This window comes from Gallaecimonas zhanjiangensis, assembly GCF_057624825.1.
Map to the genome: position 1 here is coordinate 1,059,673 of NZ_CM172603.1, position 24,877 is coordinate 1,084,549.

Sequence of the window (24,877 nt, forward strand, 5' to 3'; positions counted from 1 at the left end):
CTTTTATTTTTATCGTTTTGACACACGCAGGGCCAAAATGACCAAGAACATCCACGAAAGCCGCATCCTTATCCTGGATTTCGGTTCCCAATACACCCAGCTTATCGCCCGCCGCATCCGTGAGATTGGCGTTTACTGCGAGCTGTGGGCCTGGGATGTGAGCGAAGAAGACATCCGCGAATTCGCCCCCAACGGCATCATCCTCTCCGGCGGCCCCGAGTCGGTGCACGAGGCAAACAGCCCGCGCGCCCCCGAGTATGTCTTTAACGCCGGTGTACCGGTGTTCGGCATCTGCTACGGCATGCAAACCATGGCCCATCAGCTGGGCGGCAGCGTTGAAGGCTCCATGGAGCGCGAATTTGGCTACGCCCAAATCGAGCTGCTGACCGACTCCAAGCTCACCCACGGCATCGAAGATGCCATTGGCGCCGAAGGTCGCGCCCTGCTGGACGTGTGGATGAGCCACGGCGACAAAGTCGTGGCTATCCCCGCAGGCTTTGAAACCGTCGCCAAAACCGACAACTGCCCGTTCGCCATCATGGCCAACGAGCAAAAGCGTTTTTACGGCGTGCAGTTCCACCCAGAAGTCACCCACACCCGCCAAGGCAAGCGCCTGCTCGAGCACTTCGTGCTGGACATCTGCGGCTGTGACGCCCTGTGGACGCCAAGCGCCATCATCGAAGACGCCGTGGCCCGCATCAAAGAACAAGTAGGCGACGACGAAGTCATTCTCGGCCTTAGCGGCGGTGTGGATTCGTCCGTGGTGGCCATGCTGGTGCACCGCGCCATCGGCGACAAGCTCACCTGCGTGTTCGTTGACAATGGCCTCTTGCGCCTCAACGAAGGCGAGCAAGTGATGGAGATGTTCGGCGACCACTTCGGCCTTAACATCATCAAAGCCGACGCCGAAGAGCGCTTCCTGTCCGCCCTTAAAGGCATCGACGAGCCAGAAGCCAAGCGCAAAACCATTGGCCGGGTGTTCGTGGAAGTGTTCGACGAATACGCCAAGAGCATGAAAAACGCCAAATGGCTGGCCCAGGGCACCATCTACCCCGATGTTATCGAGTCTGCCGCCTCCAAAACCGGCAAGGCCCATGTCATAAAATCCCACCACAACGTCGGCGGCCTGCCAGAAGACATGAAAATGGGCCTGGTCGAACCGCTGCGCGAGCTCTTTAAAGACGAAGTGCGCAAAATCGGCCTGGAGCTGGGCCTGCCCTACGACATGCTCTACCGCCACCCCTTCCCGGGGCCGGGCCTGGGCGTGCGGGTGCTGGGCGAAGTGAAAAAGGAATACTGCGACCTTCTTCGCCGCGCCGACGCCATCTTCATCGAAGAGCTGCACAAGGCCGATCTGTACCACAAAGTCAGCCAGGCCTTTGTGGTGTTCCTGCCGGTACGCTCTGTCGGCGTCATGGGCGATGGCCGTAAATACGACTGGGTTGTCAGCTTGCGCGCCGTTGAGACCATCGACTTTATGACCGCCCACTGGGCCCACCTGCCTTACGATCTGTTGGGTAAGGTCAGTAACCGCATCATCAATGAAATTGATGGCATCAGCCGCGTTGTTTACGACATTTCTGGTAAGCCGCCAGCGACCATTGAGTGGGAGTAATCCTGCCAATAAAAAACCCGCCGAAAGGCGGGTTTTTTATTGGGTGTGAGTTGTCAGTGTTTGGCATTTCTTTCGGGCTGTTTGAACGCTGGCGATTCCTTTATTTCCGGTAATACTCGGGCCGTCCTGGCCCTCGCCCTTACGGGCCATCGTCGCAGGCTCCGATGTTCAAATCTGTTCCTGACAGATTTGTCGCAGTGGCGGGCGAGGCACTTTGTTTTACTCGGACCATCCTTGGTCCTCGCACTCCGGGCTATCGTCGCTGCACTCCGATATTCAAAATTGCTCCCGGCAATTTTGTCGGCAAAAGTCAGCGGGGCTGCCCACCCAAAACCACCGCCCCGACGTTACGCGATGTCTTCGGGATACTTGGCTGTCAGCCTTCCCTGGCGGCTCATTCCAGCTCGCACGTCCTGTGCTCGCGCTCAGCAGCATCAAAGCAGCGCTTTGATGTGCAAGCTTCGCCCCGACGCGTACTCACCTGCACCTGGGCGGCCCCCTGCCATCCTGTCTCGGCTGTCTATCCACGTCAGTTCGCGGACAAGCCGCTCTCGTTCGCCAGCTAAAATCAGTCCGCTGGACTGATTTCTTAACGCGCTCACCCCGCCGCCTCAGTGCTGCACTTAACGGGCGGAAGAACGGGTGGCTTCGTTAGGGTTTTGATTTTATAGGGATTTAGAAGTGGGTGTCTTCTATTCTCTTATTATGGCTTTGATTTTATTGTGGTATCGGAGTGGATGCCCCATCTTATTGTTGTTGATGCTAATGTTCTTAGCCATTCCATTAAGCTTATCCCATTCGGGTTCTGTGTTTTTACTTACTGAATCTCAAGCAGGGGAAGGATATAAACCGGAACTTTATCAATCTGCGAATGTTTGCTTTAGAAATTCGCTTACTGAAACTGGATTACGCTCTATCAAGCTAGCTAAGTCATTAGATGGTTTATCGAAATATCCAGACTTCACTTGGCTCGCAAATCCCACCAATGCTTGTACTGCCACATCTGGAAACGAAGCATCCGTTAAACTCTTTATATAATCATCGGTTTTAGGAGATGAGAACGGAATGTCTTTCCCCGTAACCTTACTTAGCTCATCAATAATTTCACCAAAACTAACGGATTCAATCCCACCCAAATCGTAGGTTTTGAAATCATGGCCCTCAGAACATAGGATATTGGCTGTTGCTAAAGCCATATCGCTACGTGTCGCAAACGAGATCTTACCTTCTCCAACAGGCGCATGATACCCACTCTCTAAAACGTCTTGACCTAAGATTTGAGGGATAGACTCCATGTATGGAGCGTTTCGTAAAATGACATAATTTAACCCAGATTTTTTTAGCGCATATTCAGTCCATCCATGTAGGTCTTCTGACAAACGATTTTCATCAATGGCGGTGCTTCTTTGAGTGCTTGTGTAGATAACCTGTTTTACCTTGGCTGCTTGCGCGGCTTTGATGACATTTTCATGCAGCGTAAAATCGGTAAATGCTTCACCACTTGAAATAAAAAGCAATTTGTCGATGCCTTGAAATGCAGATACAAGGGAGTCATAGTCATTGTAACTACCAAATCTGATGTCTATCCCTCTATCCGATAAATCGTTCGTTTTCTCATTTTGGTTTCTTGCAAGTGCTGCAATACCATTTGAAGGCACATGTTTATTCAGTTCGTTAATCGTCGCGAAACCGAGTTGACCAGTTACACCTGTTACTAAAATCATTTTATCCTCACTATTTCTTCTTTATATTCATAATCTTAATTTGGTATTCATTCGGAAATGATGCAGCCAGTATCCCCACAGCTTCTTGCAGAAGGTATGTTATCTAGTTTTTCTTTTTCTAATACTGACTGGATGTAGTGTTTGAACTGCTCTTTTGAGTTAGCTCCTGATATCTCGTATCGATTATTGATGCGGTAATAAGGAACACTTTCAACCCCCATTTGTTGACCGTTTGAGATGTCATTCTCAACAATATTTTTGAATTGCTTATTGAGTAAGATACTTTTTACGGGTTGCTCGTCTAACCCTGCATCGACGGCTATGGCTATCAATCGGTCGATATCTGCAATATTCCATCCTTTAACAAATGCAGCTTCCATGAGTCGGTCAGAAACTGTGTTCTCAATCCCTTGAGTTTTGGCATAAGCAACCAAGCAATGGGCATCGAATGTATTCACCATCTGTACTCTATTCATATGAATAATGAGTCCTGACTGTTTGGCAGACTGCTCTATTTGCTTCGCTCTATCGCGAGCACTATCAAGATTCATCCCATATTTCAGAGCAACTTCGTAAATAGACTCTGGAGCGTCTTGTGTTGGGTTTGTTTGGTAGCTTCTATGCTCCTTGGTGAAGATTACGCCTAGCTCATTGAGAGCGTTAGTCATGTTCCACTCGCCAATGAAACACCAAGGACAAAGATAGTCTGACCAGATTTCCACGGTAATTGAGGGTTTATGGTCTGCCTGATTCGCTTCTTTATAGTTATCTTGGATCGTCATTGCTTGCTATCGCCTCATTAACACTTAAAATAAACAGATGTTCATTAATCAACATGTGTTGCTTATCTGAAAATTTACGAGACACCTGTAAGAAGTGCAATGGACAGGTTTTTCATTAATGTTGGTTAAGCAACACTAACCAAGAAAGTGTTGATAAAAAGTTTTTAAGGGTGAGTTGTGGATAGAAGAATTGAGCGAACACAGAAAGCCATTTTCAATGCATTGTTAGAACTTATGAATGAAAAAGAGTTTGATAAAATATCAATCAACGAAATCGCCCAAAGAGCCAATGTAAATCGTGGGACTATCTATTCCCATTACACGGACAAAAATGACCTGTTGAAAAAATACATCGCTAGCTGTATTGCTCCATTTCAACAAGAATGTTCAGCAGAAAGCCCAGAAGTGCTCATGCTGAACACATTTGAATACATCGAAGAAAATGTCGAAGTCTTTAAAACATTACTTATGAATGGTGGTGCTACATCATTCAAAGAGACGTTTCAGGAAATGGTATTTTCAGGCTTAACAAAAGAAAATCGAAATCATCACAATGAAGATTCAATTCCGCAAGAAATAAAGTACCATTTTGTCGCTTCTGCTATGACTGGAACCATTGAATGGTGGGTTAAAAGCCCAACACGTTACAAACCAACGATTATGGTTGAACATATTCTGCACCTTCTGAACAAGTTGCGATGACTACTAACTGACTCTTTTTCTCATAGCAGATATGATTAGATTAATTTGGGGACAGTTGACCTTTTGCTGGCACATTGTCGACTGTACGAAAAACAGAATGGGACAAAAGTGTGTATGGGGTTTAGCGTCAGTACCGCTTACTCTGACTCGGTATTGAGGTAGTGTTACTTGGTCGACGATTTACTCGGCTTTAAGCCCGGAGTGTTTCTTGGAATTTTTTTGTTGTCACGTCGACGTTGATCTGGTTTGCCAGTCGACTTGGCTATTTATTGGTCCTGGTTTCAAACCCATAATTTTATCCTTGTTTATAATGAGGTTATTCCTCTCTGTACACTAATTTATCAATGCTAATGGTTTTCAAGATGTGTATGAAAATAATCTAAAAATACGCTTAAGGTTCCTTGCTGATAACTCATTTTTTGATACGCTATCCAAAATGTACAGCGACAAGTTGGAGATATCAGTTGGATAGAGTTGCATCGCGCCCGCTTACTGCTGAAGAGAAACAAAAGCTTCGTCGTGACATGGCAGAATCCTCTGCTTGGGCCAAAGCGAACTAAAACGTCGACGAGCCACAAAAAATCAAAAAATTATGCGCATGGTATCGATGATGGTATTGAGAAAATCAACATTTCTAACTAACTGTTATATAAGTTTATTTTATTCTCATTGATATTCGAGTGGGAGTAATCCTACCAATAAAAAAACCGCCGAAAGGCGGGTTTTTTATTGGGGAGAAGGGCGGGTTTGGGTGTTCTTTTTGGGGTTGGTTTATCGTGGTTGGTTCCTTTATAAGCAGGGGGGCGCCCCTGCACGCGCCCTACTTTTGAGGCCAAAAGTAGGCAAAAGCCTCGCCCATGTTTACTCAGACCATCCATGGTCTTCGCCCTTCGGGCCATCGCAAGCGATGTTCAAACCTGTTTCATACAGGTTTGTCGCTTAATCTTCGTCTCTGGTCGTTCCCTGGCCACCGGTTCATACGCGCTCCCGGCACGTATTCACCTGCCTCGACGTCCTGTCTCGGCTGTCCATCCACTCCCGCCGTCTCAGCGCTTCACTTAACGGGCTCCTGGGTCTCACCAGCAGGACTTTAGAGGTTTTTAAAAGTCGCAGCTTCGTTGCATTACTGGCAAGCAAATGATTCTTAACGAAGTCCCATTGACTCCAAAAGCTGATGGACAAGGTTTCCAACTGCATCATTAACAGCATCTCCGGTAGACCGCCGGTGACGATTGGGTGTGAGTGAAATCCCTCCAATAAAAAAACCGCCGAAAGGCGGGTTTTTTATTCATAGCGCAGCGATCGCGACTTTGCGTGGCAGCCATTTATATTTAACGCCTAAAGAGGTTCACCCTTATTTCACCAGTGAAGTAGCTCTCACTCCATGATGAAATGATATTTTTAGAATCTAACCATTCTACCAACTGCTTATTTTCGGGACTGTTCTTAAGTCTCGGAGTCATGTACCCCGTTTTTATTTCTGAATATGGCGGCGGCAGGTTAGCCAGTAACTGACGTACTTCGTCATTTGTAATAAGAGTATGGAACTTATTTAAGAGTGAGATCTGTGTCGCTATTGGTCTAGCATGTGTTATCAGATCCAGTGCGATGTCCCCATCAACGCCGGATATATTGGCATCAGTGTCGCTAATAATTTTACCTATAAGTGCTGCCCGCTCCGGATTGCTCTCTAACGCTCTTAGATCCATTAGCTCGACTATCCTGATTTTAGCGACATTATCAATATCAGATTGAAGAAGCGCCTCTCGGAAGTCATCGTCGAGTTCAAACTTGTCAGGATTTGCTAAATATAAGTCGATATTTTTTGCGACGAATAGAACCTGCAGTTCCCAGTTGTCTGCGACTGCGTCAAGACTATCCTCAGAGAATGTAAGTTTTCTTTCATCTATCAGAATTCGAAGCTTGGTTGGTTCGAATTCTTTTGGTGGACTATTGAATGCATTCGGTAAGGCATGAACATATTCTCTATAAGCGGCATCAGACAGCGAGCCGGCATTGAAGAGGAATTGACGCAGCTTAAGTGCATCCTGTTCTCTCGGTATGGGATGTTGCAGAATGGCCGCTCGGACATCATCGCTATCAAGGTATCCGGCCAAACTTTCCTTCTTGAACCCTTCGCCTTCCATAAAAGCAAGACAGTTTACCCAGGTTGGTTCGATCACATTTAGCTCAAACAGCATGGCGTGTAATTTTTCTGGCACATCCTCTAGGGCTGGAAGTTGGGTTGTTTGCCGTTCAAGAAACTCCTGAAGATTATTAATATTAAGATTATCGTGGCGAAGCACAGCGAGAATGGTAGGCGCATCTTCCTTTGAGTTATCTGGATGCTCTGAAAGGATATCTTGTAGGTAGATATCGAAATCACGCTCAACTCGCTCAGTCAAATTTAAGTTATTGGTTGAACGGATCGTCGTATAGTTCATAGAACGGAGCGACTCGAGGTCAGTCTCTCCCAATATCGCTTGAAAGATATACTCTAGATTCCCCATCGTTAGTTTATAGAGTCCCTTCTCGAACATAGCATGTACAATATCAGAGTGATCTTTTATTGCAGCTAGGTTTTCCACCTCAAAATCTAGGCACGTAAGGCGTTCCGGTGCTAGTCCGGGTGAACTCACCAAAATTTCAGGAAGGGTCATCGAAACAAACTCCGGTAATTCCTCAAAATCTCTTGCGAGTTTTTTAAGTAAATCTTCCGGTAGATTCGCGACCAGTTGAGTGGCGTGGGAGATATTGTTGGGGCTGGCAATAGCAGTTGGAACTAGACCTTTCCAGTTGTTTGCTAATTCCGATAGTAGTTCTCTAACACAGAGACCGCCGGTGTAATAAGCATCGAAGAACTCCTCACAGTTCTTGAACTCGGATGAGATGTATTCAAATAATTTTCGATTTTTATCAAGATAACGGTTCCGATCGCTTAGGAGACCATCTACGATCCTGATGTTCAATACATAGCTTTGCTGAAAGTCTTCATTTCGCATTGCGGCGATGACTTCCTTTGGATTGTCGATCGGAAAACTCGGCTCCGGCGTGATGAATGCCCGTATCTGAATCAGAAACTTGTTATCATTAGGTGACAATCTGCCTGAGTGAAAGAGCGATGTGTATTGATAGTAGGTATCGTCGAGATATCCTTCTAGGATCAGAAAACGTGCAAGCTCCCCATTTTTCTCGAACTCTTCAAAAAGATCCCGTGCGTGGTCCTCTTTCAGACGTAATAACTCGTTGAGCTTGGTTGTGCGTAGTTCTGCGAGCTTTCTTCTTAGATCATGTACTTGGCGTAAGCTCTTTTTCTTATTTTCGGATGTCTTGTTTTCTATTTCATTCTTGCGTTGATGATAGGATTTCTGAGAGTTTATTTCGCTTTGAATGCTTGAAATGTTGACCTGCTTTTGGTGGCCATGGATGATACTGTAGGTCATATGTGAAGACGTGATCAGCTGATCGAACTTATCGTGCTTGGCCAGCTGTGAAAGGGGTATCCAAGATGTCCCATCAAAATAAACGCTGATAACGTTGGCTGGAAGCTTCTCAATCAGGGCCATAGCGTAAATTTGACGTAACTCCTTCAGGTCCGAAGGAGTCTGTCGTCCGGCGATCTCAATCTTTTTTTCAAGCTCTGCAATCTCAGCTTTATAATGGGTCTCACCATTTTCAATAAGCTCCTCTTTACGAATTAATATCTCGGCGAGATTGCCCTCTCCGCGGTGCAGTAGCTCAAAGTCTCTTGGATATACGTTTTTATAGATCAAAACCGCGAGAAGCTTATTGGCGTCGAGTAAGGTCTCTCCATCAGTTTCTAAATTAGCCACATAGATAGCGTATTCATTGAAGATATTCTGAATCAACCGCAGATCATTTAAATAGCGAGAAACTTCTCTTAAAAATTGCCGATCTAGGCGCCCATCAAGCTCAAGTCTCGTTCCCTGTTTTAATACCATATCGATCGAATTCGATGTATTTATGATAGGAATGACAGGAACGATGAACTCGAAGAACTTGGTTCGCTCTGTGTTCACAAACATGTCGTCGCGCAGCGCGTAGAGAAATCTTATGATGCGTTTCACGCCAATATTTTTATTCACGAGGCTGTTGATTTCACGCAGCGTGATGAATATCTCTGGATTATTAAATCGGTCTAGATCCTCAATGATGACAAGGTCGTATTTGGTTTTTTGGAAAAAATAGATTATTTCATCTAGGTGACGGTTCAGTATCGATGATTGATCATCATTTGCAGGTTTTATCTCAACGTCTTTTAACGATATACTTTTAAGTGATAGACCGAAACTCGCGACATAAAAATGATGCAGTATTGTCCAGAGAAATATTGCTGCAATTAGTGAAATTCCCAAATCTTTCCAATTGCTGAGAGAAATTGGAAGGAAGTAATATCCACTAAATATGTTGTCTTGCTGAACGAAAACATACCAAAACGACAATATTCCAATAGTGATATAGAGTGACTTGAAGATAGACCAAACACTGGGTGACTGAATTCTCTTAAACCGAGATAGTGGAAGCTTATCTGCATCGGCGCCATACAACATCTGCTGAAGAATACTTCTCTCTATCTCTTGACGGTTCACCTCATCAATATCCTTATTGGTATCGGGAACGAATGATGCGAGAGATATGTGAAGGACAGGTCGACGATACTTCTTCAAAAAGGATTGAATTATGCTGCTTTTTCCTGAACCATAAGGTCCCGTCAGAGCAATGTTGGAGACTTTGGGATCCTCTGTTGCAAACTGGAGAGCATCAGAATATACGCCCGCCTTATCAGCTTTATCAGTAGCCGCAAGGTTGACGTACTTTGACTTGGTGACGGGAGAGCGACCTATGTTCTCTAGAAAATCCGAGATCAAGGCTGTTTTTTTTGAAAGCCAGTTTGCTATGGCAATAATTGATTTTTTCATTTTTTATCAATGTGATTTTAGGTTTTGTTAAGTATCCAGACCCTCGTTTGAGGGCATTTTTGTATAACTCAGCAAGTGTCTTTTTAGATTGGATCATCTTGCAAAAAATAAGCTGCCTGGGGCTTATTACATCCTTTGAATGTGCCGTCAGTAACCATTTAGGACTCACACTGCAACCCTAAAAATATCGAGAGGAACAGGGGCTGAGTGCCAAAGTCCGAAGTGGTGGCTGTAATAGTGGCAAGGTACAGCTTGCTTTCTGTTGGCGACGGCAATGTGTGCCGTATTACAGCCCAACCCCTCTTTTGCCGCCGTAAGCGCTAAACGCCTGACGCTGTCATCGATACAATTGCAGGTGAGGGCATATGGCTTCTGCCATTCTGGTGTCTGGCTTTTTTCAATCATCGCCAGCTCAATGGCCTTCGCTTCTCGAGGCTTATCCAACTTTACCGATGCCATTAAGCCCCAAAAGGTTAGGGCCGTTATCAGCAGGGCGCTGAGTAGGATAAGGGTGCGGGTGAGTGCTGCTTTCATGGCCGTCCTTGGGGTGGCGTGCTGCTGTTTACCTTATCAGTAAATACCCCATAAATATCAACCCTCCTTAAGGGGTAAGGCGCGTTTGGCCACAGGCGAACGCGGCTTTGCTGTTACTTCCCTTCAATCGCTGCCAACACCTGCTGGGCCCTTTTTGAGAGCGGCCATTGGGCGCGGTGGATAAGCCAGAGTTTGTCTGTTACCTGGGCGCTAAGGGGCATCACCTGAATGTGCTCTTGGCGGGGAAAGGCTTGGCGGGCAAAGCGGGGCAGCACGGTAAAGCCAAGGCCTCTGGCTACCGGTTCGAGGATAAGGCTTATCTGGTTGATAAAACCATGACAGGGCAGGGCGGCGGGGCCTGGGCTGCCGGGAAAGGCCCTTGCCAGCAGCCGGGTGGCCATGGCTTTGCCGTCGGGGTGGTCGATAAAACCAAGGGCCTTTAGCCCCTGCCAATCGCTGACGGTTACGCCCTTGGGCAATACCAGCTCCAGGGGTTCTTCGGCAAAAAGGCGGGCCGCGATTTGCGGGCTATCGGGCTTTTGGGTCACCAGGCCCAGCTCGAAGCGGTTGTCCAGTACGGCGGCAAGCACCTCGGTATCGGGGGCGAAGCGGTAGTGGATATGGCAGCCGGGGTGTTGTTGTTGCCAGTCCAAGAGTTTTGGGTAGAGATAAAGGCCAATGCTGCCGGGGCTGATGAGGGTCAGCTCGCCGCTGGCTGCCGGATCGTCCGCCAGGCGGTGGGCTAAGAGGGCGTCGGCCTGCACCAAGGTTTGGTGGTAATCCAAAAGCGCAAGGCCCGCCGGGGTCAGCTCTACCCGGCGCGGGTGGCGCACCAATAGCGGCCCCAGTTGGTTTTCCAGGTGCTTGATATGCTGGCTGACGGCGGCCTGGGTGAGGTTCAGCACTTCTGCGCTGCGGGTAAAGGTGCCCTCGGCCGCCAGGGTGGCAAAGGAGCGGAGCCATTGGGGATTAATCATTAGGATATTTTATAAAAACCATAAGTTGGCCTTGGTTTTTATTATACCTATTGAGCCTTAGGCTGGTGCTCCTCAAACCAAGGAGCCGTTATGCAAACCTATCCACGCAGCTTTTCCCATATTGGCCTGTCGGTGACAGACCTAGACGCCGCCGTGAAGTTCTACACCGAGGTACTGGGCTGGTACCTCATCATGCCCCCCACCACCATCACTGAAGACGACAGCGCCATTGGTGTGATGTGCACCGATGTATTCGGCGCCGGTTGGCAGTCTTTTCGCATCGCCCACCTTTCTACCGGCGACCGTGTTGGGGTGGAGATCTTCGAATTCCGGGGTGCCGAGAAGCCGCAAAACAACTTCGAGTATTGGAAAACCGGCGTCTTTCACTTTTGCGTGCAAGACCCTGACGTAGAAGGCCTGGCCGCCAAAATTGTCGCCGCCGGCGGTAAGCAACGTATGCCGGTGCGCGAATACTTCCCCGGCGAAAAGCCCTACCGCATGGTGTATATGGAAGACCCCTTCGGCAATATCCTCGAGATTTACAGCCACAGCTACGAGCTTACCTACAGCGCCGGTGCCTACAGCTAACCCCAGCCGCCTGCGGGCGGCTTTTCCTTTTTTATTCTTCTATTTGAGTGAAAACACCTTTCACTGCCGGTGGCTTTAGCCGGGGCTGGCCGCCGTGGTTAAATGGCCGGCTGCTATACCCTGGCCGCCTTGGCCGGGCCGCGTTTTTTGCGTAAGAGGAATGGAATGTGAGTACCCCCAACCACCGCGCCGAGGGCGATTCCCGGTTGCCGCTGCTGGCTCTTGCCATGGGCGCTTTTGGCATAGGCACCACCGAGTTCTCGCCCATGGGCCTGCTGCCGCAAATTGCCGATGGGGTAGGGGTGTCTATTCCCACCGCCGGTATGCTGATCAGCGCCTACGCCGCCGGGGTGATGGTGGGCGCGCCGTTTATGACCCTCTTTATGAGCCGCTTTGGCAAGCGCCCAGCGCTTATCCTGCTGATGGCCATTTTCACCCTTGGCAATATCATCAGTGCCCTGGCCCCCGATTACCTCTCGTTGCTGGCCGGGCGCATCATCACCAGCCTTAACCACGGCGCCTTCTTTGGCTTGGGGGCGGTGGTGGCCGCCAATCTGGTGCCGGCCAATAAAAGGGCCAGCGCCGTGGCCACCATGTTTATGGGGCTCACCATCGCCAATATTGGCGGGGTGCCGGCTGCCACCTGGATAGGCCAGCACCTGGGCTGGCGCCTAGCTTTTGTGATCTCCGCAGGCCTTGGGGTGCTGACCATGCTGGCGCTACGTTTTGCCTTACCTATGGGCCGCCCCGGGCAAAAGCCCGATATTAAAGCCGAGCTTCAAGTGCTGACCCGCCCGGCCGTGCTCACCGCCCTTGCCACCACCGTGATGGGGGCCGGGGCCATGTTCACCCTCTACACCTACATCGCCCCGGTGCTGGCCACCCTCACCGGCACTGGCGACAGCTTTGTGGCAGTGGTGCTGGTGCTTATTGGTGTTGGCTTTACCCTTGGCAATATCGTCAGCGGCCGCCTGGCCGACTGGTCGTTAACCGGCGCTGCGGCAATCTTCTTTATTGCCCTGGTCGCGCTGATGCTGCTCACCCCGGTTTTGGTAACCAGCAAGGTTAGCGCCATGGTGTTCTTTGTGCTGTGGGGCGCCGCCTCTTTTGGGATTGCGCCGCCGGTGCAAATCCAGGTGATGCAGGTAGCCGCCAAGGCGCCGGGGCTGGCTTCGTCGGTCAATATCGGTGCCTTTAACCTGGGTAATGCCTTAGGCGCTGCCCTTGGGGGCGCCGTTATCAAGCAGGGCCTCGGCTACGCCATGGTGCCCATCGCCGGCGGCCTTTGCGCCCTGTTGGGCCTGGGCCTGGTGGCCCTAAGCCACCGCCACGCCAAAGCCGCCGCGCCAGCGCTGGAATAAAGAAAGCCGCCCTTGAGGCGGCTTTTTTGTGGCTGTTACTCAAATGGTTTGCCCGCCGGAAACTTCAATGCGTTGGGCGTTTACCCAACTGGCATTGTTATCCAGCAAGGCTGCTACAGCGCCACCAATATCTTGCGGCAACCCCACTCGCCCTAAGGCGGTCATGGCGGAAAACTCCTCATTTAGTGCCGGGGTATCACGTACAACACCACCGCCAAAATCGGTTTCAATAGCACCTGGTGCTAGGGTATTTACCCTTATTCCACGCGGCCCCAATTCACGGGCCATATAGAGAGTCAGAGCCTCAACGGCGGTTTTCATAATGGCGTAAGCCGCAAAGCCAGGGTATGTAATTCGGGTAAGCCCTGACGAGATGTTCAGCACTCGGCCACCGTCACGCATCAATGGCAGCAGCTTTTGCGAGAGGAAAAAGGGGGCTTTGATGTGCTCGTTCATCATCTGCATAAATTGGGCTTCGCTGGTTTCCATTAAAGACGCGTAGACACCTGTGCCAGCATTGTTGATGAGGTAATCAAAATCGCTGCGCCCGAATACGCTACCTAAGGTGTCTTTAATTTTGGTTGTAAAAGTGTCGAAGGTGTCAGTGCGCTGAATATCCAGTTGTAGGGCCGTGGCTTTACGGCCTTTGGCTGTAATTTCATTTACCACGGCTAGCGCTTCCTGATCTTTGCTGTGATAGGTCAGGATGATGTCCCGACCCTGCTCTGCAAGGTTAAGGGCCATGCTTTTTCCCAGTCCGCGGCTGCCGCCGGTAATAATGGCAATCTTGGTCATGATGATGTCTCCATGAGGAACACCGGAGGCGGGTGCCTCGGTACGGGGAAGATCCTAAGGTTCAAGTCATCAACACTGAATGCCTGTCTGGCTGATTTTTATGCCTAATCCTATGGGGTTACGCTTCGGTTTTTTGCTTTTAAGTGCATTTTGAAAGCAGTAAAGTGCCCAAAGTTACGATGGTGGTGGTTTTGCTTGAAACAAAAACAGCTGGTTACCCAGTGCGTGAAGCACACACTGCAAGAAGGTGAAAACGCCACGGCCATTGCCGGGGTAAGCCTCTTTAAGGCTTATTCGGGTGAGACACCTTTGCCCAGTGTCTATGAACCCTGTCTTTGCTTTATCGCACAAGGGCGCAAGCAAGTAATGCTGGGCGATGCCATATACAACTTCCAAAGCGGGCAGTATCTTGCCGTATCGGTAGATGTGCCCATGGTCAATTTGATAACCCTGGCAACCCTCGAAAAGCCCTATTTGCTGGTTAAAGTTGACCTGCAGGCTGCGTTGTTAACTGAGCTATTGGAACAAGCAGCTCTGTTGGCAGACCCAGCAGCAAGACCCGCCCGTGGCGTATTCACGGGTTATGTTGATGCGCAGACGCAAGACGCTCTGCTGCGGCTGGTGACACTATTGGATACGCCAAGAGATGTACTGGTACTGGCACAGCAAACCCTGCGTGAACTTCTATATCGCGTGCTCTGTGCTGAAGGTGGCGCTCAAATAGCCTCGCTGTCGCTACAGGACAGCATCGCAGGCCGTATTGCCAAGGCAATACGGCAGATCCGCGGGCATTTTGCCGAATCCTTACCGGTCGAAGAGCTGGCTCAGCTGGCTGGAATGAGCATCTCAACCTTTCATGCTCACTTTAAAACCGTTACCGCCATGAGCCCGAGGCAATACCAAAAATCCCTGCGCCTTATTGAGGCGCGGCGCCTGATGTTGGCGGAAGGCCACGACGTTGCTACAACTGCCTGGCAGGTTGGTTACGAAAGCCCTTCCCAATTTAGCCGCGAATATGCCCGCATGTTTGGTAACCCTCCTGCACGTGATATCAATCGGTTACGTAGAACTGGTGATAATTGATTTACGAGTAGAATGAGCGTGCCGTTATCAAGCTGGGCCTCGGCTACGCCATGGTGCCCATCGCCGGCGGCCTTTGCGCCCTGTTGGGCCTGGGCCTGGTGGCCCTAAGCCACCGCCACGCCAAAGCCGCCACGCCAGCGCTGGAATAAAGAAAGCCGCCCTTGAGGCGGCTTTTTTGTGGCGGCTAAATACAGCATCAAGTCGTGCTTTTAATCGACGCGCAAGACGATTTTCCCTTGAATATGGCCCTTGGCAGCGCGCTCATGGGCCGAAGCGGCGTCGGCCAATGGGTAAACAGAGTCGATAACCGTTTTGATGGTGCCGTCATTCAGTAGCTGGGCCAGAGTGCGCAGCTGGCCGCCGTGCGAGCGCACCTGGGTGGCGGATACGCTAATGTGGCGCGCTTGGGCTTTCTCGTAGGCGTTAAAGCCAAGGGGGTAGGCCAGAAATAATGCGCCACCGGGTGTGATGCATTGCAAAAATCCCTCGGCTTGCTGGCCTCCAACGGTGTCCATTACCAAATCCACGTCGCTGACCTGCTCCGCTGCGTTGGTCTGGGTGTAATCAATGACTTCATCAGCACCGAGGGTATTGAGCAGTGCCTGGTGCCGAGCGGAAGCAACGGCGATGACATGGGCGCCTTGCCATTTAGCCAGTTGCACCGCGAAGTGGCCAACGCCACCGGCAGCACCGTTAACCAGCACCCGCTTCCCTTTTAGCGGTAAAGGCACATGAGGGTGGCTTTGAAAGGGGTTGGTTTCGTTATGGCCCAGCTCAATCAAAAATTGCCAGGTTGTGAGCAATGACATTGGGGCTGCGGCCGCTTCAATGTGGCTAAGCCGGGCCGGTTTTAAGGCCACCTGGTCGGCGGGGATCGTCACATAATCGGCATAGCCGCAGCTTTCGCCCAGCATCCCTTCCGGAAACCGGACCATGGCATACACCTCGTCACCGCTGGCAAGGCCCTGCACATCGCTGGCCACCGCTTCTATCACCCCTGAGACATCGCTACCCAAGATCAGCGGAAATTGCACTGTTGGCTGCCATTGTGGCGGCAGGTCCTTAAAACCCTCTCTGAGGTACCAGTCTGGTGGGTTTACCCCGGCGGCATGAACGCGAACAAGCACCTCGCCTTGTTGCAGTGTGGGCAAGGGAGCCTGTTCGTAAGTTAAGACTTGGGGGCCGCCGAAGCGGTGCTGGCGAATCGCCTTCATCATGTTGCTCATCACGGTATCCTCATCGATCGTCAGGGAATGACAGGCTACCGCTTGTGACGTAAGTTTATAATTGTCTGTAAACTCATCTTAATTGTGCCCCTATGGAACATATTGCTCTTGAGCGTTTGACCGGGCTTATCGCCTTTGCCAAAGCGGGGGCTTTGGGCAGCTATTCTGCGGCGGCTCGTTCACTGTCGGTGACGCCATCGGCGGTAAGTAAAAGCGTGCAGCGGCTGGAAAAGCAGCTCGGTGTGGCACTTTTTACCCGTACCACCCGCTCTTTGGTGTTAACCCCTGAAGGGCAAGAGTTGCATCAGCGGGCGCTGCGTTTGTTGTCCGCGGCCGAGGATATTGAACAGGCTGCCAGCACCCTGCGAGCGGAACCTTCCGGCGTGTTGCGCATTGCGGCGCCGATGCCGCTGGGGATCCACCTGCTGGCACCGGCCTTACCGGTTTTTCGCAAGCGCTACCCGGGGGTCACTCTGGACTTGCGGTTAAATGACCAGTTTGTGGATATGGTTGAACACGGCATTGATGTGGCTCTGCGGATAGGCGATTTGGCCGATTCCAGGCTGCTATCTCGCCGTATGGCTAAACAGCGACTGTGTTGCTATGCCACACCTGCCTATCTGGCTGAGCGCGGCACGCCAAGCCACCCTGACCAATTGCCGGAACATGATCTGATTAATCTGCGTTTTCAAAGCTCAGGGCAGATGCTGCGCTGGCCCTTCCGGCTTGGCGGTAAAACGGTGGAGTGGCACCCGCAAGCACAGATCATTGTTGATTCCAGTGATGCCTTGCTCGCCGCGTTGTTAGCGGGCGCAGGCATAGGCTTGACCTCACAACTGCTTGCCCAGCCCTATATCAACCAGGGGGCCTTGGTACCAGTATTGGCCCCCTTTATGGTGGAAAACCGTGTTATCACCGCTGTTTGGCCCCAAAGCCGCCGTGCCAACCCCGCAGTGCGTGCTTTCTTGGATTTTCTGCCAACCTTGTTTGATAAAGAACCGCCGGTTAAAAGCGGCAGCTAATCGTTACTGGAATAAAGAAAGCCGCCCTTGAGGCGGCTTTTTTGTGGTCAAGGCTCAGGCCTTGGGGGCCGGGCCTTTGATGGCGGTGACGAAGTCGTCCGGGTGCAGGTACTTGGCGTAGGCTGCTTGCACGTCTTTGGCGCTCAGCTGGTAGTAGGCCTTGGCGGCGGCTTCGGTGGCGTCAAGGGGTTTACCCTGCATTGAGAGGCTCAGTAACTGGCCGGCGATGCTGCCAAAGCTGGCTTCGCCCAAAGGAATTTGGCGCAGCAAGATGCCCTTGGCTTGTTTGAGCTCCCCTTCGCTGACCGGCGCGCGTTGCATGGCTTTAAGGTCTTTTATCACCAGGGCGCGAGCTTGTAGGGCTTTGTCTGGGTCGCTGCCGTATTGCACGCTGTAGCTGCCCCGGTTTTTATCTAAATCAAAGCCCGAGGCCACGGTGTACACCAGGCCGTTTTTCTCCCGCAAATCTTTGACAAAGCGCGAGGCGTAAAAGCCGCCGCCCAGCACTTCGTTCCCCAGATTCAGGGCTAAGCGGGCCGGGTTGTCTTCGGTTACCGCCACGTTTTGCACCAGTTGCACGCTGTCTTGCACGGCGGCGCTGTCTGGGGTGGTGAACTGGCTGGCCTTGTTGAGCGGCACTGCCGGGTAGTCCACCTTGGGCTTGGTGCCCTTGGCCTGCCAGGCACCGAAGTACTTGCTCACTACCGCCTTGGCTTCTTCTGGGGTGACGTTACCCACGATCACCAGGGTGGTCATGTCGGGGCGGAAGGTGGAGGCGTAGTAATCCTTCACATCGCTGTAGTGCAGCCCCATCACCGATTTTGGTGTGGCGTGGCGCAGGCTCGGGTCGTGCTTGGGATAAAGGGCCTCGCCCAGTTGCTGGCTGCTGAGAAAATCGGGCGACTGCAAGGCGCCGGCAACGCTGCCTGCCTCCTGGCGCTGCACTATGGCAAAGGCCTGTTCGGGCAGGGCAGGGCTAAGCTCGTTTTCAGCCAATAGCTTCATGCCCTCGGCAAAGTGCGCGGCGGGTAGCGATAGCCCAAAGCGACTGCCGGCCGAGGCGCGGGCGGAGATGGCGTCCAGGGCTTGTTGGTATTGCAGGCGGCCAAGGCGCTGGGTGCCGAAGTTAAAGAGGCTGTCCAGCACATCGGCCACCCCTTCCTGGCCGCTCTTGGCTTGCAAGTCTTCATTGGTGCGGATGGCGCCGCTCACCACTACGGTGTCGCTGACGGTTTCGGGCTGCACTATGACGCGCAACCCGTTGGCCAGGGTGAAGTCCACCGGGTGCAGGTTGGACTTGGGAATGTGCAAGGTGGCAAAGCGTTCTTGTGCCCATTTGGGCAGGGTAACGGCGCTGTCGGGGGTGCTGTTAAAGCTCTCGGCGCCGCCAAAGCCTTTGCTGGCCACCGGTTTGCCGGAGCTTTGCGGGGTCAGGGTGGCGGTAACGGTTTGGTCTGCCTTAAAGGTGCGTTTGGCCAGGGCATTAACCTCGGCCGGGGTTACCGCTTCGATGGCGCGGGCGATGTCTTGGGGGGATTGTAGCCCTTGCTGCACCAGGGCGTCAGACCAGCTGTTGGCAAGGCCGTCTACCGAGTTTTTGGCAAATTCGAGGCTGGCGATGGCGCTTTGTTTGGCAGCGCTCACCAGGGCCGGGTCGATACCTTTGCTGGCAGCTGTGGCCAGGATGTCGCCCATGTGGGCGTCGATGTTCTGGCTATTGCCGCCTTTGGGGAAGATACCAATGGCATAGCCGATGCCGCCGTGGGGCAGAAAGTCGGCGCTAAAGCCGCCGGCAAGGGCGGTGCCGTCCATGCCCATGCCGTAAAGGGCGGCGCGCTGGGAGCCCAAAGCATCACTTAGCACCAGGGCGGTGGCGTAGTCTTTGTCTTGAAGGCCCGGCAGGCGAAAGGCGCGAATTTGGTAGCCGTAGGGGGTGTCAGTATCCAAGGCAATATGGCGGGCCTTGACCGGCGCAAAGGCAAAGCCGGGTTTCGTTGGCAAGGCGTGGCCGGGAATGGGGCCAAACAGCTTTTTCACCTCGGCCAGGGTCTGGGTAGGGTCCACATCCCCGGCAATCACCAGCACCGCGTTATTGGGCACATACCAGGTGTCGTGAAAGTGCTTGAGGTCGCCAGCGGTGGTTTTGTCAAAGCTGTCGCGGGTGCCAAGGGGCGTGTGCTGGTAGGGGGTGCCGGCAAAGAGCGATTGGCGAATACCGGTCAGGGCTTTAAACACCGGGCTTGAGAGGTCGCGCGACACTTCCTGCTCGATGGCGCCGCGCTCGTTCTTCCACTCCGAGGCTTTCATGTCCACCCCGGCCATGCGGATGGCGTGGATGCGAAGCGCCACGTCTAAATCCCCTTTGGGCACGGTGAAGTAATAGCGGGTGGAGTCTTCACGGGTTTCGGCGTTGAAGTGGCCGCCCATATTGGCCGCCAGGGCTGAGATTTGGTCTTTATTAAGGCCCGGGCTGCCGCGAAACATCATGTGCTCAACGGCGTGGGCGGTGCCGGGAAAGCCCGCCGGCACTTCATTGCCGCCAGCCAGATAATTGACCTGGGTGGTCACCACCGGCGCCAGTTTGTCTTCCACTATTACCACTTTCAGGCCGTTGGCGAGGGTGGCGCGGGTGACTTGCGGCGCCGGGGCACTTTGGGCGTGGCTAAGGGGGGCGAGAAGGGCCAGTGCCATGGCCAGGGGTAAGTGCTTGCTCATCAATCCATCCTTCTTCTGGGGAAAGCCAAAGAGAAAAAGAGGGCGACCTCAGGGATGGGACAACAGCCAGGCGGCTCTGGCATGTTTCAATTATTTTGCAAACTGTAAGGGGATGTGTCGGTGCAAAAAAGCCGCCCGGTGGGCGGCTTGGTCAGTCTTGGCAGCTGTAGCGGAAATTACCGTTGAGCTTTTTGGGCAGCACCAGGGTGCTAAGGCCGGCGCTGGCCGCCTCCTGGCACAGCTCGCTCCTGGCGCTGGCATCGCTTACGTACTGGCTGTTGTACTCGATGTTGAACACCGGTTTGTTGGCGTTAACGAAGGGGGTGAGGTAGTCGCATTCGCCATAGTTGAAACACTGCTCGTTGATGGCGAAATCCATGTAATCCACCAAGTCTGTTACTTGGTTGAGGTCATTTTTCAGGCCCACGCTCAGCCCCAGTTCGTGGGCGCTGTTGGCCAGCCAGCGGTTGTATTGCAGCTGGTCGTTGTAACCGAGGTTAAAGCCGGTGCTGTGCTGGTAGCCGTCTACGTTGTCTGGGTCTACCCCGTCGCAGCCCTTGGTTTGGGCCAGCTCAAGCCGCGCCTGCATTACCGCCTGTACCGTGCTGGAGGTAATGTCCAGCCAGTATTCCCCGGGCCAGCCGTCTACCTCGTAGCCGTAATCGTCGGCGGCGAACTGGGAGGCGTCTTCGCGCCAGTCTTCAAAGGTGCCGGCAGAGAAATAGCAAATGACCCGCGCCCCTTGCTGATGGAGCTGCTGGATAAGGGCGGTGGAGGAATCAAACAGGTCGATGTCGTACAGGGCCACGTCATAGCTGGTGTTAACGGTGCCGGTTAGCTGGATTTGCCAGTCGTCTCCCACCTGGGGCTGATACCAGTCGCCGGTGACCGGCGCCGGGGTTTGCGGATCTGGCGTGGGTGTCGTTGGGGTTTGTGGCGTGCTGGCGGTGCTTTCCCCGCCGCCGCCTCCGCAGGCACAGAGCAATAACGAACACAAAAGCAGGGGGACAAGGGATAAGCGCATGGGGTACTGCCGGTAATAAGCCACTGCCACGGATCATAATGCAGGGCCGTTATAACGCCAGTACCCGCTGCGGATAAAACCTGAATTTTCAGATAACAAGCGGTCTGTGGCCGGCGCACCGGCCACAGAGGGCTCAGCCCTGGGTACAAAAGCCGTCCTGGCAGTTGGCCATGGCCGCTTGCAAGGCGGCGGTCAGGGTCGCCTGAGACTGGGCGCCGCTGATGAGCTGCTCGCCAATCTCAAAGAGCGGCACACCGCTGACACCGGCATCGGTCACCGCATCCTCAAAGGCCCTGACTTCCCCTTTACCCTGGTTGCTGGCTAAAAACACCAGCACCTCGGCGCGGTCCAGCCCCACTTTTTCGCCAAGCTCTGCCAGCACCGCGCTGTCGCCGATATCCAAACCTTGCTCAAAGTAACCGGCAAAGATGGCGTCTGCCATGGGCTGGGCCAGGCCGTGCTGGTCTGCCAGCCACATCAGCCGGTGGGCCTTGAAGGTGTTAGGGGTTTTGTCGATGGCGTCGTAATCGAACGCGACATCGTCATGTTCGGCGGCTTTGACGGTGCCCTGGTCGAGCATCTGGCTGTATTGCCAGCTGCCGAACTTGTTGGCGCGGTAGCTGCGCCGGTCAAGGCCGGCTTCGGGCATGGCCGGGTTCAGCTCAAACGGCTGCCAGACAATGTCCACCTCGCTGCCGGCCGGCAGGCTTGCAATGGCTTTGGCCAGGCGGCGTTCGCCGATAAGGCACCAGGGGCAGATAAAGTCTGAGGTCACTTTCACTGTTACTTTCATGGCAAACCTCCAATCGTTGATGGCGCCATGGTGAGCCGGGCTTGCCCCGTTGTGAATGCTGTGTTTCCCGGTAGCTGCGTTGCGCCTGGCGCAATAGCCGGCCGGGTATAGGCGCTTGGGGAAGCAGAGATTTGTGGGCGTTGCGAAAAGTGCAATGCAGCAGCGCGGGCCAGGGCGATGATCCCGCTTTGGGGTGGTCATACAGTGTGAACCAACCTCAAGGTCAGGAGACAGCCATGAACAGTCCCGTTGTAAAAAGCCCCCGCGCTATCGTTGTGGGCGGCTCCCTGGGTGGGCTCTTTAGTGCCAACCTGCTGCGCCAGCTTGGCTGGGAAGTGGACGTATACGAGCGCTCCGCCCACCAGCTCGACAGCCGGGGCGGCGGCTTGGTTCTGCAGCCCGAAGTGGTGGAAGTGTTCCAGCGCCTGGGCACCGGCATCGACCGTGACCAACTGGGGGTTCGCTCCGAGAACCGCCTGGTGATCAATCCCGACGGCCAGCTGGCCAGCAAGTATTACGCGCCCCAAACCCAAACCTCCTGGGCCCTGGTCTACAGCACCTTGCGCCAGTGGCTGGGGGCTGAGCGTTACCATCAAGGCAAAAGTCTGAGCCGCATCGAGCAGCAGCCAGATGGGGTGACCGCCTTTTTTGAGGACGGCAGCAGCGACAGCGCTGATTTACTGATCGGCGCCGACGGCGGCAACTCCATGGTGCGGCGCCTGCTGTGGCCCGAGGCCGAGGTGCACTACGCCGGGTATTTTGTCTGGCGGGGCCTTATCCCCGAAACCGCCATGTCGCCCCTTGCCAAAAAGATGCTCCATGGCGACTTTGCCTTTGCCAACAACACCGGCTCCCATGCCCTGGGTTACCTGGTGCCAGGGCTTAAAAACGACTTGCGTGAAGGCCACCGCCTGTACAACTGGGTTTGGTACCGGCTGGCTGACGAGGCGCTGCTGGCCGATATCATGACCGACGTGGACGGCCGCCAGCGGGGCTACTTTATCCCCGAAGGCAAGCTTGCCCCCAAATGGTTGCCCCATATTCACGCCGAGGCCGAGGCCATGTTGCCGCAAGCCTTTGTGGATGTGATTAAGGCCACCCCCGAGCCCTTTGCCCAGGCCATTCGCGACCTCGCGGTCGACTCCACGGTCTCGGGCCGGGTGGTACTGCTGGGCGACGCCGCCGCCATTCCCCGCCCTCATACCGGCTACGGCAGCGGTAAAGCTGCCGCCAACGCCCTGGCCCTTGCCGATGCGCTAGAGAGCTACCCGGGGGATATCGACCTGGCTCTGGCCCGCTGGCAACCGGGGCAGGTGTCTTTGGGCAAATCGGTGATGAACTACGGCATCGACTTGGGCGATCCCTTGATGTTCAACCGCCCGGCCCGCCGTTACGGCTGATCTTGCCTGAATGTGACGCACTGTCTCAAATGCCCGCTCCGGGGCCAAGGTGCCCCGGGTTTTAGCCTCCAACCCTTTATTTATAAAGGAAAATGCCCCTTTGCCTTAGGGGCATTTGAGGTATCGCCTTTGCGGTAACAGTGATTTGCAGCTCGGTTGGTTGACTCCACCTCGGCCAGGGTTTCTTATGGCGCCATGTGTACCGTTGTCATACTCCGACGTCCGGGCCATGCATGGCCGTTGCTTATCGCAGGCAACAGAGACGAAATGAACAGCCGCCCCTGGCGAGAGCCCGGGCGCTATTGGGCTGAGCAGCCCCAGGTGGTTGCCGGGCAGGATCTCACTGCCGGTGGCACCTGGCAGGGCCTTAATGATTGCGGCCTGGTGGCCACTATCCTCAACCGTGCCGGCACCTTGGGCCCACAAGAGGGCAAACTCTCCCGTGGTGAGCTGCCGCTGCTGGCGCTGGCTCACCGTGACGCCACAAGCGCGGCCGAGGCGATTTCCGGGCTCGATGCGCGCCAATACCGGCCCTTTAACATGCTGCTGGCCGATGCCCGCCACGCCTTCTGGGTGGCCAATAAGGGCGAGGGCTGCATGTTGGTGCAAGCGGTGCCAGAGGGGCTATCTATGCTCACCGCCCACGACCTTAACGACACCCGGCAAAGTCCGCGCATGGCGGTAAACCTGCCGCGCTTTAAAGCCGCCGAGGTGCCAGACCCAAGCTTTGGCGACTGGCGGGCCTGGAGTGAGCTGCTGGCCTTTACCGGCGAGCGGCCCCCGAACGCCGAGCGCTTTGATATTCGCCCCGATGCCATGCAAATCAGCAGCAACATCGGCTTTGAAACCGTTTCATCGTCCCTCATCGCCATCCCTGGCGACCGTCACAAAAAGGCCCAGTGGCTCTTTAACGGTGGCCAAGGCTACCGGCCCGTGTTGGGCTAATTTTCCTGTGAAGCCGGTGCTTGTCGCCGGCCTTTTTTTGCTTGCGGGTTCTCAAATGTGATCATAAATTCCCATATGTGATTATTTGAGGTGGACATGGAACAACAACTCGCCGAGCGCCTGCGCGCCCTTCGCCAACAACAGGGCTGGACTTTAGACCAACTGGCAGGCCACAGCGGCATCAGCCGCGCCACCTTATCGCGGATGGAAAAAGCCGAGGTCAGCCCCACCACGGCGGTACTGGCCAAGCTTTGCGCCGTTTATCACCTCACCCTCACCCAGCTGATGATGCTGGTAGAAGCCGGGCAAACCCAGGCGCTGGTGCGGCGTGAGCAGCAAGTGGTGTGGCGCGATGAGTCCCTGGGTTTTACCCGCCAAAGCGTGTCGCCGCCCGACCCGCATCTGGGCTGCGAAGTGCTGGCCTGCACCTTGCGCGCCGGGGCCCGCATTCATTACGAGCAGCCCAGCCGTCCCGGCCTTGAGCACCACCTGGTGCTGCAACAGGGCCAACTGGCGCTTTGTATCGACGACACCGCCTATCAGCTACAGGCGGGGGATTGCCTGCGCTACAAGACCTTTGGCGCCAGCAGCTTTCATGTGCCTGGCAATGACGATGCCCATTACCTGCTGGTGCTGCTTTAAGGAGAACCG

At 53.6% G+C, this 24,877-nt stretch carries 19 protein-coding genes; 9 read left to right on the top strand and 10 right to left on the bottom strand.

Translation table 11 applies throughout. From position 1 onward, the window contains the following. The first annotated feature begins 37 nt into the window (after positions 1 to 37). Positions 38 to 1,615, top strand: coding sequence for a glutamine-hydrolyzing GMP synthase (gene guaA / locus AC22G1_RS04990; RefSeq protein ID WP_487315785.1), 1,578 nt, complete (start codon positions 38 to 40; stop codon positions 1,613 to 1,615). A gap of 860 nt (positions 1,616 to 2,475) precedes the next feature. Here the strand turns inward: guaA and AC22G1_RS04995 are convergent. Together AC22G1_RS04995 and AC22G1_RS05000 are read right to left on the bottom strand one after the other, a co-directional pair. Beyond that, on the bottom strand, positions 2,476 to 3,339 hold the full coding sequence (locus AC22G1_RS04995) for an SDR family oxidoreductase (RefSeq protein WP_487315786.1): 864 nt from the start codon (positions 3,337 to 3,339) through the stop codon (positions 2,476 to 2,478). Between the two features lie 47 nt (positions 3,340 to 3,386). After that, positions 3,387 to 4,121 carry a DsbA family oxidoreductase gene (locus AC22G1_RS05000; protein WP_487315787.1) on the bottom strand — a complete coding sequence of 245 codons (735 nt, stop codon included), beginning with the start codon at positions 4,119 to 4,121 and terminating at the stop codon, positions 3,387 to 3,389. 177 nt (positions 4,122 to 4,298) lie between these two features. Between AC22G1_RS05000 and AC22G1_RS05005 the strand changes: the two genes are divergently transcribed. Then, positions 4,299 to 4,823: a TetR/AcrR family transcriptional regulator gene (locus AC22G1_RS05005; protein ID WP_487315788.1), complete on the top strand. Its 525-nt coding sequence runs from the start codon at positions 4,299 to 4,301 to the stop codon at positions 4,821 to 4,823. Between the two features lie 1,331 nt (positions 4,824 to 6,154). Here AC22G1_RS05005 and AC22G1_RS05010 read toward each other — a convergent pair. From AC22G1_RS05010 to AC22G1_RS05020, 3 genes are all read right to left on the bottom strand, one after another. After that, on the bottom strand, positions 6,155 to 9,763 hold the full coding sequence (locus tag AC22G1_RS05010; protein WP_487315789.1) for a YobI family P-loop NTPase: 3,609 nt from the start codon (positions 9,761 to 9,763) through the stop codon (positions 6,155 to 6,157). A gap of 165 nt (positions 9,764 to 9,928) precedes the next feature. Then, the gene (locus AC22G1_RS05015; RefSeq protein ID WP_487315790.1) at positions 9,929 to 10,297 is read right to left on the bottom strand and encodes a hypothetical protein; all 369 of its coding nucleotides are present in this window, start codon (positions 10,295 to 10,297) and stop codon (positions 9,929 to 9,931) included. Positions 10,298 to 10,410: 113 nt separating this feature from the next. Next, a complete protein-coding gene (locus AC22G1_RS05020; RefSeq protein ID WP_487315791.1) occupies positions 10,411 to 11,274 on the bottom strand; it encodes a LysR family transcriptional regulator in 864 nt (287 codons plus the stop codon). A 90-nt stretch (positions 11,275 to 11,364) separates the two neighbouring features. Between AC22G1_RS05020 and AC22G1_RS05025 the strand changes: the two genes are divergently transcribed. Next, positions 11,365 to 11,862 carry a lactoylglutathione lyase family protein gene (locus AC22G1_RS05025; RefSeq protein ID WP_487315792.1) on the top strand — a complete coding sequence of 166 codons (498 nt, stop codon included), beginning with the start codon at positions 11,365 to 11,367 and terminating at the stop codon, positions 11,860 to 11,862. Between the two features lie 227 nt (positions 11,863 to 12,089). Then, complete coding sequence (locus tag AC22G1_RS05030) at positions 12,090 to 13,223, top strand: MFS transporter (RefSeq protein WP_487316690.1); 1,134 nt, start codon at positions 12,090 to 12,092, stop codon at positions 13,221 to 13,223. Positions 13,224 to 13,262: 39 nt separating this feature from the next. Here AC22G1_RS05030 and AC22G1_RS05035 read toward each other — a convergent pair whose 3' ends face one another. Further along, positions 13,263 to 14,018 (bottom strand): SDR family NAD(P)-dependent oxidoreductase, encoded by a 756-nt coding sequence (locus AC22G1_RS05035; protein ID WP_487315793.1) that lies wholly within the window; start codon positions 14,016 to 14,018, stop codon positions 13,263 to 13,265. A gap of 195 nt (positions 14,019 to 14,213) precedes the next feature. Here AC22G1_RS05035 and AC22G1_RS05040 point away from each other — a divergent pair, with 195 nt between their 5' ends. Continuing rightward, a complete protein-coding gene (locus AC22G1_RS05040; protein WP_487315794.1) occupies positions 14,214 to 15,101 on the top strand; it encodes an AraC family transcriptional regulator in 888 nt (295 codons plus the stop codon). Between the two features lie 209 nt (positions 15,102 to 15,310). Here AC22G1_RS05040 and AC22G1_RS05045 read toward each other — a convergent pair whose 3' ends face one another. Continuing rightward, positions 15,311 to 16,330 carry an NADP-dependent oxidoreductase gene (locus AC22G1_RS05045; RefSeq protein ID WP_487315795.1) on the bottom strand — a complete coding sequence of 340 codons (1,020 nt, stop codon included), beginning with the start codon at positions 16,328 to 16,330 and terminating at the stop codon, positions 15,311 to 15,313. Between the two features lie 89 nt (positions 16,331 to 16,419). On the opposite strand from AC22G1_RS05045, the gene AC22G1_RS05050 reads away from it, so the two are divergent. After that, the gene (locus tag AC22G1_RS05050) at positions 16,420 to 17,349 is read left to right on the top strand and encodes a LysR family transcriptional regulator (protein WP_487315796.1); all 930 of its coding nucleotides are present in this window, start codon (positions 16,420 to 16,422) and stop codon (positions 17,347 to 17,349) included. 54 nt (positions 17,350 to 17,403) lie between these two features. Here AC22G1_RS05050 and AC22G1_RS05055 read toward each other — a convergent pair whose 3' ends face one another. The 3 genes from AC22G1_RS05055 to AC22G1_RS05065 form a co-directional block, all read right to left on the bottom strand. After that, on the bottom strand, positions 17,404 to 20,064 hold the full coding sequence (locus AC22G1_RS05055) for a M16 family metallopeptidase (RefSeq protein ID WP_487315797.1): 2,661 nt from the start codon (positions 20,062 to 20,064) through the stop codon (positions 17,404 to 17,406). A gap of 151 nt (positions 20,065 to 20,215) precedes the next feature. Further along, a complete protein-coding gene (locus AC22G1_RS05060; RefSeq protein ID WP_487315798.1) occupies positions 20,216 to 21,088 on the bottom strand; it encodes an endo alpha-1,4 polygalactosaminidase in 873 nt (290 codons plus the stop codon). A 133-nt stretch (positions 21,089 to 21,221) separates the two neighbouring features. Next, complete coding sequence (locus tag AC22G1_RS05065; RefSeq protein ID WP_487315799.1) at positions 21,222 to 21,881, bottom strand: DsbA family oxidoreductase; 660 nt, start codon at positions 21,879 to 21,881, stop codon at positions 21,222 to 21,224. Between the two features lie 236 nt (positions 21,882 to 22,117). Here AC22G1_RS05065 and AC22G1_RS05070 point away from each other — a divergent pair, with 236 nt between their 5' ends. From AC22G1_RS05070 to AC22G1_RS05080, 3 genes are all read left to right on the top strand, one after another. Further along, positions 22,118 to 23,281, top strand: a complete 1,164-nt coding sequence (locus AC22G1_RS05070) for an FAD binding domain-containing protein (protein WP_487315800.1) — start codon at positions 22,118 to 22,120, stop codon at positions 23,279 to 23,281. A 195-nt stretch (positions 23,282 to 23,476) separates the two neighbouring features. Continuing rightward, entirely contained in the window at positions 23,477 to 24,226 is a 750-nt protein-coding gene (locus tag AC22G1_RS05075) for an NRDE family protein (protein WP_487315801.1), read from the top strand. Between the two features lie 96 nt (positions 24,227 to 24,322). Next, positions 24,323 to 24,868 carry a helix-turn-helix domain-containing protein gene (locus tag AC22G1_RS05080; RefSeq protein ID WP_487315802.1) on the top strand — a complete coding sequence of 182 codons (546 nt, stop codon included), beginning with the start codon at positions 24,323 to 24,325 and terminating at the stop codon, positions 24,866 to 24,868. Positions 24,869 to 24,877: the final 9 nt, after the last annotated feature.

Coding starts and splice junctions, on each gene's coding strand:
- AC22G1_RS04995 (WP_487315786.1), bottom strand. CDS start 3,339: ATGATTTTAGTAACAGGTGTAACTGGTCAACTCGGTTTCGCGACGATT.
- AC22G1_RS05000 (WP_487315787.1), bottom strand. CDS start 4,121: ATGACGATCCAAGATAACTATAAAGAAGCGAATCAGGCAGACCATAAA.
- AC22G1_RS05070 (WP_487315800.1), top strand. CDS start 22,118: ATGAACAGTCCCGTTGTAAAAAGCCCCCGCGCTATCGTTGTGGGCGGC.
- AC22G1_RS05010 (WP_487315789.1), bottom strand. CDS start 9,763: ATGAAAAAATCAATTATTGCCATAGCAAACTGGCTTTCAAAAAAAACA.
- AC22G1_RS05015 (WP_487315790.1), bottom strand. CDS start 10,297: ATGAAAGCAGCACTCACCCGCACCCTTATCCTACTCAGCGCCCTGCTG.
- AC22G1_RS05050 (WP_487315796.1), top strand. CDS start 16,420: ATGGAACATATTGCTCTTGAGCGTTTGACCGGGCTTATCGCCTTTGCC.
- AC22G1_RS05065 (WP_487315799.1), bottom strand. CDS start 21,881: ATGAAAGTAACAGTGAAAGTGACCTCAGACTTTATCTGCCCCTGGTGC.
- AC22G1_RS05075 (WP_487315801.1), top strand. CDS start 23,477: ATGTGTACCGTTGTCATACTCCGACGTCCGGGCCATGCATGGCCGTTG.
- AC22G1_RS05060 (WP_487315798.1), bottom strand. CDS start 21,088: ATGCGCTTATCCCTTGTCCCCCTGCTTTTGTGTTCGTTATTGCTCTGT.
- AC22G1_RS05055 (WP_487315797.1), bottom strand. CDS start 20,064: ATGAGCAAGCACTTACCCCTGGCCATGGCACTGGCCCTTCTCGCCCCC.
- guaA (WP_487315785.1), top strand. CDS start 38: ATGACCAAGAACATCCACGAAAGCCGCATCCTTATCCTGGATTTCGGT.
- AC22G1_RS05080 (WP_487315802.1), top strand. CDS start 24,323: ATGGAACAACAACTCGCCGAGCGCCTGCGCGCCCTTCGCCAACAACAG.
- AC22G1_RS05025 (WP_487315792.1), top strand. CDS start 11,365: ATGCAAACCTATCCACGCAGCTTTTCCCATATTGGCCTGTCGGTGACA.
- AC22G1_RS05035 (WP_487315793.1), bottom strand. CDS start 14,018: ATGACCAAGATTGCCATTATTACCGGCGGCAGCCGCGGACTGGGAAAA.
- AC22G1_RS05020 (WP_487315791.1), bottom strand. CDS start 11,274: ATGATTAATCCCCAATGGCTCCGCTCCTTTGCCACCCTGGCGGCCGAG.
- AC22G1_RS05030 (WP_487316690.1), top strand. CDS start 12,090: ATGGGCGCTTTTGGCATAGGCACCACCGAGTTCTCGCCCATGGGCCTG.